Here is a 14,362-nt window from a genome sequence, read left to right on the forward strand (position 1 = left end):
TTACCCGTAAAACAGAAGATAGCATCGGATGCCTTGCCATTATGTTAAAGTTTTTTGAAAACTTAGTTGATCCTTACCCCCCAGAACAACCACAACAACCCCCCAAGGGGGTGTGGCGCTTTTGCTTACACTATTGCCACGGCATGAAACGCTATATGTTTTTGCTCGCTGTCACTGCTGGCGCGTTCGCTGCCATAGAAGTAATTGTGTTTGGTTTTATGGGACAACTTGTAGATTGGCTTAGCGTACAAGATAGAGCTACGTTTCTAACCGATCAAGCCAGCACCCTTTGGCGAATGGGGATATTGGTGGTGGTAGTGGTGCCGCTCATAGGCTTACTCAACAACCTTATTCGTATGCAAACCCTGTTGCCAAACTTAACCATGCGTGTGCGCTGGTTAGCCCACCGGTATTTATTACAACAAAGCTTAGATTTTTACCAAGATGATTTTGCCGGCCGTATTGCTGCCAAAGTCATGCAAGGGTCTATTGCCGTAAGGCAAGTGGTAGGTAAGTTGTGTGATACCTTTGCCTACGTGGTTGTGGGCATATTTTCAATGCTCGTACTCTTGTCTAATACAGATCTACGGATGGCCGCTCCTATTGCGATATGGTTAGTGCTGTTTACTGGATCAATGGTTTACTTTTTGCCGCGACTCGGCCGTATCGCCGAAGATCAAGCCAACAAACGTGCCGTAATGACCGGAAGAGTAGTAGATAGCTATACCAACATTAGCACCGTAAAACTGTTTGCCCATACGCAAAAAGAAACGGATTACGCTAAGTCGTCCATGAATACCTTTTTAGTCAACGTGTTCCAAATGATGGGGCTAAGCACCTGGATGGATGTCGTCGTCACCAGCTTAAATAGCCTACTTATTTTTGCTACTGCGGCCGTAGATATCTATTTATGGCTCAACCACAGCGCCAGTTTAGGCATGATTGCTGTAAGTTTGGCTCTGGCTATTCGGTTACAAGGGTTTTCCGATTGGCTGATGTGGGAAGTACACGATTTTTATGAAAGTTTGGGCACTGTAGTTGATGCCATGAATACCATTTCCCAGCCCCAAACGGTGCTCGATCATGCCGAGGTTCCCTTAGTTGTCACCCATGGTCACATCGAATTTCAGGATATTTGTTTCCACTATGGTAAAAGCCATGGTGTTATTGATAACCTAAGTTTGCATATAAAAGCAGGAGAGAAAGTGGGTATTGTTGGGCGTTCTGGCGCTGGCAAGTCCACTTTAGTAAATTTACTACTACGCTTCCACGATTTAGAAAGTGGCGAAATTTTAATCGATGGCCAGGATATTAGCCAAGTCACTCAAGACAGCTTACGAGCAGCTATCGGTATGGTGACACAAGATACCTCCCTGTTGCATCGTTCCGTGCGTGAAAATATCGTTTACGGCAAACCAGACGCGACCGATGCAGAGTTGCTGCAAGCCTGCAAACAAGCTGAAGCCAATCTGTTTATCGATGATTTAGAAGATCCAAAAGGCAACCGTGGTTACATGGCGCAAGTTGGAGAAAGGGGCGTGAAGCTTTCTGGCGGACAACGTCAGAGAATCGCCATTGCCCGTGTGTTACTCAAGAATGCGCCTATATTGGTATTAGACGAAGCCACTTCGGCCTTAGACTCAGAAGTAGAAGCCGCCATTCAAACCAGCTTAAACCGCCTTATGGATGGAAAAACCGTCATTGCTATTGCCCATCGTTTATCCACCATCGCGGCAATGGATCGCTTAATTATCATCGACAACGGTAATATCATCGAACAAGGCAGCCATCAAGACTTGCTGGCCCATGGTGGCATTTATGCCAAACTCTGGCAGCACCAAACAGGTGGATTTATTGGTTTGGATTAAAACCATTTCTCAATCAATAATGATCTTCTTCTGATGCTTCGTCGGTGTCTGGAATGGCGGTTTCTGGTCCAGCCATAGGTGCTTGGGACCATTCGTCGCTGTCGTCCAACTGCTCTAACTCGTCTTCTTCTAATGCCACAGCATAGTCTTGCGCATCTGGCGCTGCAAAAGCGGCAATAGGCGTACCAATCACACCAGCAGCTAACATTGGCGACTGCTCTTCCACGTCTTCTGGGGTAACCTCACGGTAGCGCATGCTGTTTAATACCGCTAAGGAAATTGCTACAAAAGCTATTGCTATACCAATAAAATAAACATCTGGGCCAAAGCTGGACATAGCAAAAGCCACCAAAATCGGACCAATACTCAAACCGATGCCGCCAGCCATAAACATGGCGCCACTGGCAGAGACAATTTGCTCTGGAGACAATCGATCGCTGGCGTAGGCAATACACAAGGAATACATGGGCATAACCGAGCCACCTAAAACAACAATGAGTGGAATATAGCTACTACTAGTGGTATCCCATGCGGATGCCAATGAACATAAAATCACCGCAACCAAGGAAGTAATGAGCATTACACCACGACGACCATACTTGTCAGACAACCTTCCAATAGGCCATTGCAATAAGAAACCACCCCATAAGAAAGAGGCCATAAACAACGCCAGTAAACTATTGTCAAAACCTTTTTGCAAACCGTACACAGCGCCCAGGCTAAATGCTGTACCGTGAGCTGCGCCTGTTAAGGCGTTACTTATTACTGCCAAGGGCGAGACTTTATACAAGGCGAAAATAGACATACTTACACCCTGATCAAAAGCCGGCGCAGGCCGAGCTGTAAGCAGTATAGGTACTAATGCAAACGAGATGATGACGGAGATAAGAATAAACAGTTCGGTGCTGGCTGGGTCTGCCACGTTCAGCAAAAACTGGCCACTGCCCATACCTAAAGTGATTACTACCATATAGACAGACAATATGGCACCACGATTTTCGTTACTGGCTCTGTCATTTAACCAGCTTTCCGAGACTACAAACAAACCAGAAAAACAGATGCCAGTGACAAAACGCATCAAACTCCATGTGTATGGGTTGATGTAAATACTGTGCAACAGAATGGCGATGGAAGCCGTTGAGGCTAAGGCGGCAAAGACTCTTATGTGTCCTACCCTAGACACCAATTTGGGTGTGAGAATACTACCTACCAGCATACCCGAAAAATAAAACGACATCACCACACCAGTGGTAAATACGTCGAACCCTTCTAAGCTAGCACGTACACCCAGTAGCGTACCCTGCAGGCCATTGCCTAGCATGATAAAACCGATGCCCAGTAGCAGGGCCCAACTGGCTTTTATTTCTTGCAACATGGTGCGTATCTCCACCATAAGTGCTTACCTTTATGGCGCCACAATACTGCTTTTTTTAGGTCTTGAATAGAGCAAAAAGCACGATTAAGTAAAAATATGAAAAATATTTATCCAAGCATGTGGAACCCCGTACTTGTTAAAATATTAACCTAGGTAAGCCTTGCGAACTTGTTGAGCAATAACCCGCAAACCTTTAGCAATCCGCTCTGGGGTTTGAGCGGCATAATTGATACGAATACATTCGTGTTGGTGTTGCCAATCATCGGTAATGCCCACAAAGAAATTATGCCCAGAAACCACAACCACACCCTGCGCTTTTAACCGCTCATACAGCTCTTGGCTGGTGATAGGCATGTCTTTAAACCACAGCCAAAGGAACATAGCACCTTCTGGTTTGTGCATGGCATATGGGATTGCAGGGTCCATTACTTCATGCAAGGTGTTTTGCGCAAACGCCAATTGCGCTTCATAAGCAGGACGCACTACCTTTTGGCTTAAATCAATTATCTCACCCGAAGCAATCAAGTCTGTGGTCAGCGCTGCACCAAAGCTACCACTGGCTAAATTAATAATGGCATTAATATCTGCAATGGTCTGAATTGTTTCTTCATTAGCCACGACAATTCCCGTGCGAGCACCTGGCAAGCCAAATTTAGATAAGCTCAAACATACAATAGTGTTGTCATTCCAAAAAGGAGTGGCCGGTGTGTAAATTAAGCCTGGAAAGGGAATACCGTAAGCACCATCGATTATTAATGGCACCTTATTGGTTTTCGCCAAGGCATCTAACTGCTCTACTTCATCATCGGTAATAACATTACCTGTGGGATTAGTGGGCCTAGACACACATATTGCGCCAGTATTTGGCCCTACGTGTAAATCATCAAATTTTACCCGATATTTGAACTGACGTTGCTCTAATTCCTCAATATGAGGATGAGCAGCAGTAAATAAACTGCTACCAATGCCAGCGTCTGCATAGCCAATGTACTCTGGCGCCATAGGCAACTGAATTTGTTTCGTACTGCCATCTTCAAACTCACCTGCTAGCATGTTGAATAACATAAAAAATGCAGACTGGCTGCCATTAGTGAGGGCTATATTATGGCGCGTAACGGGCCAACCAAGCTTCTTGCTAAATAGCTTGGCTAAGGCATCAATTAATGCCGCATTACCTTGAGCAGGGTCATAACTACCAAGAAGCTGCCTAACGGCAACAGGATCATTCGCAAGTTTTTGTAGACGTTGCTGCATAATGGCTTCTATTTCTGGGATATTAGCAGGATTCCCGCCTCCCATCATAATCATGTCACGCCCGCTTGAGAGTGCGTTAGTAATATCATCCATTAATACAGTAATGCCAGCATCACCACTAAATTTTTGACCAAAAGAAGATAATTTCAAAGTTCATTTCCAGGTAAAATGAGGTTCAAACAAAGCCACGGATCTCATGTCTTCATTACATCGGTAAAGCCACCAAATTATACTTGATGCTTCATCATCACGGGCATACTACAGGTATTTTTGCCAAAACTCTGCTTTACCTGCTCCCTCAGCAAGCTCATAGACTTTAAACCCAAACTTGTTATACGAAGCCTTAGCAATGTCATTATTACCAAGCACTTCCAGCGTCACTTTGCAGGCATTTCTGGTGTGGGCGTAATTCTCTACTGCTTGTAATAAAGCTGTACTAATGCCCATGCCCCTATATTCCTTCTGCACTCCTAGGTCATGGATATTAACCAATGGCATGGCTGCAAAGGTGGAATAACCCCAAAGGCAGTTAGTCATACCTGCGCATTCGTCCCCTACCCAAGCTAAAAAACTAAAATTCTGCTGTTGTTGCGGTAAGTCCGTTAATAAGCGTTGCTTAACCTCTTCTGGCAAATCCTCACCACCACCCATATCATCCATGGCATAGGCACCAAGTTGTTGCATTAATAAGGCCATTTGTTGAGGGTCTTGGTAATCAACCAGGGTAATTGAAACAGCTTTTTTATCTAACATAGGTTCTTTCCAAGGTGGTGGCATTAGCTTTATTATAACTAAATAGAATAACGATTAAGTTTTTTATTACTTTTTATTTTAAAAAAGTAATGGCATACTGCCCCCAATCAATGGCACCAATTGATTAATTCAAATGGGTCCAATTCACTTTAACGGGAGCGTAATGCCATGAGCAACATTTCTGAGACTCGTCTCAGCCACCTCAAACAACTGGAAGCCGAAAGTATCCACATCATGCGTGAAGTTGTGGCCGAGTTCAACAACCCAATCATGCTTTACTCAATCGGTAAGGACTCTTCAGTGATGTTACACCTTGCTAAAAAAGCTTTTTACCCAGCACCTCCACCATTTAAATTGTTACACGTAGATACCACGTGGAAATTTAAAGACATGATTAAATTTCGTGAAAAGGCCGTGGCGGAATCAGGTATGGAACTCATCACCCACATCAACCCAGACGGTTTGGCCATGGGCATCAGCCCTTTCACTCATGGCTCAAAAATCCATACAGACGTGATGAAAACCCAAGGCTTAAAACAAGCTTTAGATCACTACGGATTTGATGCGGCCTTTGGTGGCGCCCGTCGTGACGAAGAGGGTTCTCGTGCTAAGGAGCGTATATTTTCCTTCCGTTCTAAAGAACATCGCTGGGACCCAAAGAACCAACGTCCAGAATTATGGAACCTGTTCAATACTCGAATTAACAAGGGCGAAAGTATTCGTGTTTTCCCTATCTCTAACTGGACTGAACTAGACATTTGGCAATACATTTACATGGAACAAATTGACATTGTGCCTTTGTACTTTGCCGCTAAACGCCCAGTCGTAAAACGCGACGGCATTGATATCATGGTGGATGATGATCGCATGCCCATTGCCGCCAATGAAACTGTAGAAGAGAAATCTGTGCGCTTTAGAACCCTCGGTTGTTATCCACTCACTGGGGCTATTGAATCTACCGCCAACACCTTGCCAGGGATCATTCAAGAAATGTTACTTGCCAAAACTTCAGAACGCCAAGGTCGCCTTATTGATGCCGACCAAGCTGGATCCATGGAACTTAAAAAAGTGGAGGGCTACTTCTAATGAGCCACCAAAGCCATCTTATTAAACAAAACATCCATAGCTACCTGCAGCAACATGAACACAAAAGCCTGCTGCGTCTGCTCACCTGTGGCAGTGTAGACGATGGAAAATCCACCCTCATTGGACGTTTATTACATGACAGCAAACTGGTTTATGAAGACCAGCTTGCGGCCGTTAAACAAGCCTCTCTCTCTGGCCAAGGCAACCAAGACAGCGGTCAATTAGACTTAGCTTTACTTGTTGATGGCCTGCAAGCAGAACGTGAACAAGGCATCACCATAGACGTAGCTTATCGATACTTCTCAACCAGTAAACGTAAGTTCATCATTGCCGACACCCCTGGGCACGAACAATACACCCGCAACATGGCTACCGGTGCATCAAACTGCGATCTAGCCATCATTCTAGTGGATGCTCGTAAAGGCTTACTCACCCAAACTCGTCGTCACAGCTTTATTGTGTCTTTATTAGGCATTAAACACATAGTGGTGGCAGTTAATAAAATGGATTTAATGGATTACAATCAAAACGTATTCGAACAAATCCAGCAAGACTACCAAACTTTTGCTCAAAACTTAGATTTGCCAAATATTCACTTTATACCTGTATCTGCCCTTACAGGAGATAACGTAGTGGATGAAAGCCCACAAATGCCATGGTATCAAGGACCATCGTTACTACATTTATTGGAAGACCTAAACACACAAACAGACGTCTCCCAGGGTGATTGGCAATTACCCGTGCAATACGTTAACCGACCTAACGCCAATTTTAGAGGTTATTGCGGCACTATTGCTGCTGGCAGCGTAAAGCCTGGCGATGAAGTTCGAGTGCTACCATCAGGCCAAACTAGCACCATAGCAAGTATTGTTACAGCTGATGGTGATTTGAAACAAGCCTTTGCACCAATGGCTATTACCGTCACCTTAACCCATGAAATTGATATTTCCCGCGGTGATACCTTGGTGCATGCAAACAATGCAACACATACGGTCAGCTCTCAGCAGATCACAGCCAACCTAGTATGGATGGATCAACAGACACTAAACCTAAGCCGTGACTATGAGTTAAAACTTGGCAGTAAACGCATTAACGCACGGGTTAAAAAAATCAACTACAAAGTCAACGTCAACACCCTAGAACGGAGTTCTGCTAACACTCTAGAGTTAAATGAAATTGGCCTAGTAGAACTACACTTAGATGCGCCTATTCCAGCTTCTGAATTCAAACACAGCAAAGGCTTAGGGTCATTTATCTTAATTGATAAGATCAGCCATGCTACAGCTGCTGCTGGTATGATTTCAGAACTTAAAGTAGTGTCCACCACTGCGGCAAATGATAATTTAGCCACCCTAAATCTACCAAGAGCTAATCAGCAACTTGACTCAGCAAGTGCAGAAGAGGTAGTAAAATGGGCTCTAGGACTGGGTGGAAAGACCTTAGTCACGACCAACTTTGGCCCTCAAGAAGCTGTGTTATTGCACATGGTAAACCAAGTTTCTGCAGACACTCAAGTGCTGTGGATAGACTCTGGTTACAACATGCCGCAAACCTACGCGTATGCAGAGCAAGTTATTAACCAGCTAAATTTAAATCTAGTGGTGTACACACCAGCTGTAAGTGCAGCAAGGCGCGATGCCGTCATGGGCGGTATTCCTACCACCGACGAGCCAGCCCACGTCGAGTTTACTGAACAGTTTAAGCTAGAACCCTTCAAACGCGCCATGGCGGAAATTGCACCTGAAGTGTGGCTCACCGCCTTGCGCCGTGAACAAAGCCAGTTGCGCCAGCAAATGGACACAGTAGCTCATGGCCCTAGCGGCACCATTAAGGTGTCACCGTTATTGGATTGGAGTTTGGAAGATATGCAGGCTTATTTAACTAAGCACGGCTTGCCCGATGAGACGCGCTACTTTGACCCCACCAAGGCCGAGGCTGGACGTGAATGTGGGTTACATACACTAGTGGGGGATACGCCAAAAAAAGTTAACTAAGTGAAGGCAGAATTGCCTCTGGCTTTTTATGGTTCTTGATAAGCTCATGCTTATCGAGAACCACTCCTACGATGGCATATGTACCAGTTCAGACACCTCTAGGCTGCCACCAATGTCTAGGAACGGACATGACTTAGTAACTACTACGGCAGCTTCAATAGAATCTGCTTCAATGATGGTGAAGCCAGACATTTTAGTACCTGTGCCCATAGAAACACTGCCGTCTGGAGATACATGATGTGTGTCTTTTAGTGGGTTCATTCCACTAATAACAGCCTCTCCCAAACCATTAATCCACTGCATGTATTTAGCAAAATGGGCTCGGCCTTCGTCTGGCGTTGCTGGTTGGTTGCCACCTAAATAAGTGATTATGAATTGTGTCATGATTGAAAATCCAGATTGTTGGGTGATTATTAAGTCTAGTTCTGTAGTCTAGCAGATACCTATATTCAGTGCATATCTAGGTCTGCTAGACTGGATCAATGCACAAAAAACTACTTATCGTTGCCCACCAACCCTCTGCCAATACCCAGCAGATGCTTGACGCCTGCGTTGCAGGCAGCACTGCGGCAGAAGCCGAAAACGTTTCGATATCAATTGTGGCGCCTTTGGATTGCCAACCGCATCAATTATTAGCTGCTGACGCCGTGATTATTCTCACCACCGAAAACCTTGGCTATATGGCGGGAGCCACTAAAGATTGGTTTGATCGTGTTTATTATCCAGTACTGGAGCTAAAGCAAGGCCTGCCTTATGCTTTGGTGATTCGAGCAGGCTCAGATGGCACAGGCACCCAGCGAGCCGTCGAATCTATCTGTACTGGCTTACATTGGAATTTGGCGCAGCCTGTGTTGGTGTGCAAGGGGCAATGGCAGGACGAGTTTACTCATCAGTGTTTTGAGATAGGCCAATATATGACAGCCGGTTTGGATTTAGGCATGCTTTAATTCTAAGCATTCATTCTAGCCATTAAAAAGCCCGCTTTGCGGGCTTTTTTGGATTGCTTCACTTGGTTTGCAAAGGCAAACTATTAAAGAACTTGGCTTAGGGCCTCATCCAATGTAGCTACAGAGCGCTCTACGTTATGCAGCTTGTCTAGGCCAAAGAGGCCTAAACGGAAGGTCCGAAAACCTTCTGGTTCGTCACACATTAGTGGCACACCAGCGGCAATTTGAATGCCTAAGGCAGCAAATTTACTGCCGTTTTGGATTGCGGTGTCTTCGGTATAGCTAACTACAACGCCTGGAGCACCAAAACCTTCAGCAGCTACGCTCTTAATACCCTTAGAGGTCAACAAAGCACGTACTGCGTCACCCAGTTCTTGCTGCTCTGCCTTTACCTTATCAAAGCCATAATCTTCAGTCTCGCGCATCACAGCAGCAAAAGAAGCGATCGAGTCTGTGGGCATGGTAGCGTGGTAGGCATGGCCGCCGTTTTCGTAGGCTGCCATAATGTCGCGCCATTTTTTAAGGTCGCAAGCAAAGCTGGTGCTAGTTGAAGCTTCAAGAGCGGCAACGCCCTGCTCGCCCATCATCACTAGGCCACAACAAGGTGAACCGCTCCAGCCCTTCTGAGGGGCGCTCACTAAAACGTCTACGCCCATGGCTTTCATATCTACCCACAAACAACCAGAAGCAATACAATCTAATACAAAAATACCACCCACAGCATGCACTGCATCGGTGACTGCTTTAATGTAATCGTTTGGCAAGATAATGCCTGCCGAGGTTTCAACATGAGGAGCAAAAACAACAGCTGGCTTTTCGCTGGCAATGGTTGCTAAGACTTCTTCAATAGGTGCTGGAGAAAATGCTTCTTGATCACCTGCTTTTGCTTGGCGTGCTTTGAGCACGGTAGAGCTTGAAGAGATATTGCCCATTTCTAAAATTTGAGTCCAACGGAAACTAAAGAAACCGTTGCGAATGATTAAGGTCTTTTTACCAGTAGCAAACTGACGAGCTACGGCTTCCATCCCAAATGTGCCAGAACCTGGCACGATCGCCACTTGGTCCGCAGTGTAAACACCCTTTAGCGTACTAGAAATATAGCGCATGTCACCTTGAAAAGACTGAGACATATGATTAAGGGCACGATCGGTATAAACCACCGAGTATTCTAACAATCCAGTTGGATCTATATTGGGTAATAAGCCAGCCATGAGGCCTCCTAGAGTTTGTTCAAGACTTTGGATCTTGGCACAGATGCCAAGGCCCGTAAATAAGAAGCCAGCAATAGCGACTATTACTGGCTTTAATCAGAACTTACTATTTAGCGTAAGGTTTCTGCAGAATGTACCAAGAATTCCGTAAGGGATTTAGCGAACCCGCGCATTACCCAAACTTCAAACTGTGGTTGACCACTTACATCAGCGTTGCGAATAACACTCACACCAATATGATTAATGTGGCTGTGTTGAACTTCACCAATAGCAAACTGCCCTTCACCAATGTCTAGTGGTAAACCACGTGCCAACAAGGCACGGGCATCTTCACCAGTAATTAACAGCTGAGTTTTGCCGTAGGTTTGGTCCGTTGCATATACACCATCGTTATCAACTAGATCAGAACGGTTAGTAGTTAACAGATAGCGATCACGACCTGCCCATACCAAACGTTCGTCGCCTTGCACGGTCACTTGACCCTGCGCTGGAACTGCCATACCGGTCATGGTCGCAACTTTAGTATCTACGTTTTCGCAGCCTTCAAGTTGCCAAACGTTGGTGGCAGTGACATCGATGCTAACTGCAGCGAAAGTTTGTGGCATTTCAAAATGCCCATTTAGTGCATTAGCCATTAGCCTTTCACCCTTTCGTTAGTTGGATCAACAAAGTGGTTACTTACCACTTCTACTTCAACGGTTTTACCTTTTACTGGGTAAGCAGCATATATGCGCTCACCAATACGGTCTTTACCACCGCGCAAGAAACCAAGTGCAATAAAGTTACCCAGTTCTGGGCTGTAAGTCATAGAACTTACCCAACCTTGTTTGTCTGCACCAGCGCTAGCATTGGCATCAGTCACCAAGATAGAACCTGTAGAGATAGGTGTACGCGGATCAACCGACTTTAAACCTACCAATTGTGGACGATCCGGATGTACCATGCCTTCACGGTCTTTCAAGTTTTTACCTACAAACCACTTCTTCTTAGAAGCCATGCCATCCATGTGTACGTCGCCCAAGGTTACACGACCATCAAGCTCTGCACCGGTAACGTGACCTTTTTCGATACGCAAGGCACCTAGAGTTTCAAGGCCGTAAGGCACGATATCATAAGCCTGACCAGCATCAATAATGGCTTGCCATACGTCCGTAGCGTGCTCTGATTCTGCGTAAACTTCATAGGCCATCTCGCCAGAGAAGCTGATCCGCAAGATCACCATCTGGGCACCGTTGTGTTCAGCATGAACCACACCCATGAATGGGAAAGTTTCGTTGCTGAAATCTACAGATGGGAAAGCAGCCGTTAAGGTAGCACGGGAATCAGGACCAGCAACAGCCATGGCACCCCAACGCTCACTCACCGAGCTCACACGAACTTTCAATTCTGGCCAATCAATTTCTAAACAGCGCTCTAAGTACGCCATAACCGGGCCAGCTTTGGCCGTAGTTGTGGTCATAAAGAAACGGTCTTCAGCAAAACGAGAGGTAGTGCCATCATCATAAACAATGCCATCTTCACGGAGCATTACGCCATAACGAGCTTTGCCTATTTTTAGAGTGCTGAACATGTTGATGTAAACGCGATCGAGGAACTCAGCAGCATCTGGACCAACAATTTCAATTTTACCCAACGAGGTTACATCACAAATACCTACTTTCTTACGCACGTGTTCAGTTTCACGCTCGTATGCATCGTCAATAGTCTCGCTCGCTTGAGGATAATACTGTGGGCGCATGTACATACCTGCCTGAACGAATACAGCACCAGCTTTTTCATGCCATTCTTGCATCGGAGTACGACGCACAGGCTTAAAGTGTTTACCAATTTCACGGCCTCCAAAACCACCCATAGACACGGGAGCAAGGGGTGCACGAAAACGTGTTGTACCAGTTTCAGCAATGCTCAAACCGCGACACTCAGCCATAATAGCCAAAGCGTTAACGTTAGACGTACGGCCTTGGTCGTTAGCCATGCCTAAAGTGGTATAGCGCTTAAGGTGCTCTACAGACACAAAACCTTCACGGTGAGACTGAATTACGTCTGCAGCCGTTACGTCGTGCTGAATATCTACTAATTGCTTACCTTTAGCAGGTACGCTCCATAGTGGCACAATATTAGTAGCGCCATCACGATCTTGTGGTGGTTGGGCTACAGAACCAGCTTTTCCACCAAGTTCGGCACAGGCTGCCTTAGCAGCATCTACTGCCTGGGCAACACCTACTAACAACCCATTTTCGCCTTCAGCAGCACCTACAGAGTAGGTGTCTTCGGCTTGGTCGCCAACCACAAAAGCAGCAATCTTCTTGTCATACACAGGTGGCTTACCACCGTGTGCAGCCATTTGCACTTGCGGCGTCCAACCACCAGAATGTGCCAGCACATCACAGGCAACACGACGACGGTTACTTACACTTTGGCCATTAGCCGCTAGGTCTGCAATTTCAATGCTACGCACTGCTTGCCAACCTTTAGCTTCTGTCACTACAGCTTGAGTATGGAGTGTAATACCACGTGAATTACAACCATCCAGCAAGGCTTGGCTTGGATATTGACGACTATCAACTACCGCAGATACCTGAATACCGGCGTCTGAATAATCAAATGCAGTTTGGTAGGCACTGTCGTTGTTGGTAAATACCGCCAACATCTTACCCGTTGCTGTACCGTAGTGGTTCAACATTCGACGTGCACCAGAAGCAAGCATGACGTTAGGCTTGTCGTTGTTACCAAACACTAATGGACGCTCAATGGCACCCGCAGCAATGATAATTTTCTTAGCTTGTACCTTGTGGTAATTTTGACGCACTTTGCCATCTACACTTTCATGTGCAGCTAGCATGTTGCCGTCAAATCGGCCCCAACATACAGTTCGCGTTAATACTTTGACATTAGATGCAGCTTCTAGAGCCGCAATCGTATCAGCACGCCATTGTTCTAGGTCGGCGTTGGCTTCGTTATTGGCTTCGTTAAGCAACTGACCACCAAGAACGTTATGTTCATCAAACAACACTACCCGCAAACCACTTTGAGATGCACTCAAAGCAGCAGCCAAGCCAGCAGAACCACCACCTACTACTGCAACATCACAGAAAGACTGAATGCGATCATAGATATCTGGATCGGCAACCTTAGGCGGAACACCCATACCTGCGGCAGCACGTATAGAAGGCTCATAAAACTTGTACCATAGGGCCGCTGGCCACATGAAGGTCTTGTAGTAAAAACCTGCCGAGAACAAAGAACCCGGTAAAATTGCACCGGCCAAACCGTTCACAGACATTAAGTCGAACTTTGGAGATGGAAAGCAGTTTTGAGAAAACACTTCCAAACCCTGGGTTACAGGCTCCATTGTTGCCCTAGCGTTAGGATCGGCTTTACCACCAGAACCAATCGTTACCAAAGCACCCGTTTCTTCTGGGCCACTTGAAGTAACACCACGTGGACGGTGATATTTAAAACTACGTCCAACCACTTCTACGCCATTGGCCAACAAGGCCGAAGCCACTGTGTCGCCAACGCGGGCAAGCATTGGTTTACCATCAAAGGTAAAGTTAAGTTGGGCATCGCCTAAACGGCCTGCACCATGTCTAAATCCGCTCATGATGCAGCCTCCGGATTCTCATGGGGTAAACCCACCCAAGAAATGTCGTGCGTTAAGGTGTTGCGCTGAACTTTTAGCCAAGCTCTGCAACCAAACGCATGATGCCAATATTCAATGTGCTCACCAGCAGGATTAGCGCGCTCGTAAACGAATTTATTCCACTCCTCCATAGGAGCATCGTTGTCTGGTGTGGTGCGAGTGGCGTCTTCACCGTAAGTAAATTCGCTGTGTTCCCGTTCGCCACAATAGGGGCAATTAATTCTAATCATA

General features: G+C 46.0%; 12 protein-coding genes. 4 read left to right on the forward strand and 8 right to left on the reverse strand.

All coding sequences use genetic code 11. The features are described from left to right. The first annotated feature begins 41 nt into the window (after window positions 1-41). Entirely contained in the window at window positions 42-1,868 is a 1,827-nt protein-coding gene (locus tag ABXT70_RS08200; protein WP_443640005.1) for an ABC transporter ATP-binding protein, read from the forward strand. A 13-nt stretch (window positions 1,869-1,881) separates the two neighbouring features. On the opposite strand, the gene ABXT70_RS08205 is transcribed toward ABXT70_RS08200, so the two are convergent. The 3 genes from ABXT70_RS08205 to ABXT70_RS08215 all read right to left on the reverse strand — a co-directional run bounded on the left by ABXT70_RS08205 (window position 1,882) and on the right by ABXT70_RS08215 (window position 5,250). Further along, complete coding sequence (locus ABXT70_RS08205) at window positions 1,882-3,243, reverse strand: MFS transporter (protein ID WP_443640006.1); 1,362 nt, start codon at window positions 3,241-3,243, stop codon at window positions 1,882-1,884. A 144-nt stretch (window positions 3,244-3,387) separates the two neighbouring features. Next, window positions 3,388-4,647 (reverse strand): valine--pyruvate transaminase, encoded by a 1,260-nt coding sequence (locus tag ABXT70_RS08210; RefSeq protein WP_443640007.1) that lies wholly within the window; start codon window positions 4,645-4,647, stop codon window positions 3,388-3,390. A 108-nt stretch (window positions 4,648-4,755) separates the two neighbouring features. Then, window positions 4,756-5,250 (reverse strand): GNAT family N-acetyltransferase, encoded by a 495-nt coding sequence (locus ABXT70_RS08215; RefSeq protein ID WP_443640008.1) that lies wholly within the window; start codon window positions 5,248-5,250, stop codon window positions 4,756-4,758. Between the two features lie 168 nt (window positions 5,251-5,418). Here ABXT70_RS08215 and cysD point away from each other — a divergent pair, with 168 nt between their 5' ends. Further along, window positions 5,419-6,336, forward strand: a complete 918-nt coding sequence (gene cysD / locus ABXT70_RS08220; RefSeq protein ID WP_443640009.1) for a sulfate adenylyltransferase subunit CysD — start codon at window positions 5,419-5,421, stop codon at window positions 6,334-6,336. Further along, a complete protein-coding gene (gene cysN / locus ABXT70_RS08225) occupies window positions 6,336-8,330 on the forward strand; it encodes a sulfate adenylyltransferase subunit CysN (RefSeq protein ID WP_443640010.1) in 1,995 nt (664 codons plus the stop codon). The genes cysD and cysN overlap by 1 nt, the downstream gene beginning before the upstream one ends. Before the next feature lie 66 nt (window positions 8,331-8,396). Here the strand turns inward: cysN and ABXT70_RS08230 are convergent, their stop codons facing one another. Beyond that, the gene (locus ABXT70_RS08230; RefSeq protein ID WP_443640011.1) at window positions 8,397-8,714 is read right to left on the reverse strand and encodes a YciI family protein; all 318 of its coding nucleotides are present in this window, start codon (window positions 8,712-8,714) and stop codon (window positions 8,397-8,399) included. A gap of 98 nt (window positions 8,715-8,812) precedes the next feature. Between ABXT70_RS08230 and ABXT70_RS08235 the strand changes: the two genes are divergently transcribed. Next, complete coding sequence (locus ABXT70_RS08235) at window positions 8,813-9,277, forward strand: flavodoxin family protein (RefSeq protein WP_443640012.1); 465 nt, start codon at window positions 8,813-8,815, stop codon at window positions 9,275-9,277. 83 nt (window positions 9,278-9,360) lie between these two features. Here the strand turns inward: ABXT70_RS08235 and ABXT70_RS08240 are convergent, their stop codons facing one another. From ABXT70_RS08240 to ABXT70_RS08255, 4 genes are all read right to left on the reverse strand, one after another. Next, entirely contained in the window at window positions 9,361-10,488 is a 1,128-nt protein-coding gene (locus tag ABXT70_RS08240) for an aminotransferase class V-fold PLP-dependent enzyme (RefSeq protein WP_443640013.1), read from the reverse strand. A 110-nt stretch (window positions 10,489-10,598) separates the two neighbouring features. After that, window positions 10,599-11,123, reverse strand: coding sequence for a sarcosine oxidase subunit gamma (locus ABXT70_RS08245; protein ID WP_443640014.1), 525 nt, complete (start codon window positions 11,121-11,123; stop codon window positions 10,599-10,601). Then, window positions 11,123-14,092 (reverse strand): sarcosine oxidase subunit alpha family protein, encoded by a 2,970-nt coding sequence (locus ABXT70_RS08250; RefSeq protein ID WP_443640015.1) that lies wholly within the window; start codon window positions 14,090-14,092, stop codon window positions 11,123-11,125. The genes ABXT70_RS08245 and ABXT70_RS08250 overlap by 1 nt, the downstream gene beginning before the upstream one ends. Further along, window positions 14,089-14,361 (reverse strand): sarcosine oxidase subunit delta, encoded by a 273-nt coding sequence (locus ABXT70_RS08255; RefSeq protein WP_443640016.1) that lies wholly within the window; start codon window positions 14,359-14,361, stop codon window positions 14,089-14,091. The genes ABXT70_RS08250 and ABXT70_RS08255 overlap by 4 nt, the downstream gene beginning before the upstream one ends. Window position 14,362: the final 1 nt, after the last annotated feature.

This window comes from Candidatus Njordibacter sp. Uisw_039, assembly GCF_047730075.1.
In the GTDB taxonomy this organism is placed as follows: Bacteria; Pseudomonadota; Gammaproteobacteria; order Pseudomonadales; family Balneatricaceae; genus Njordibacter.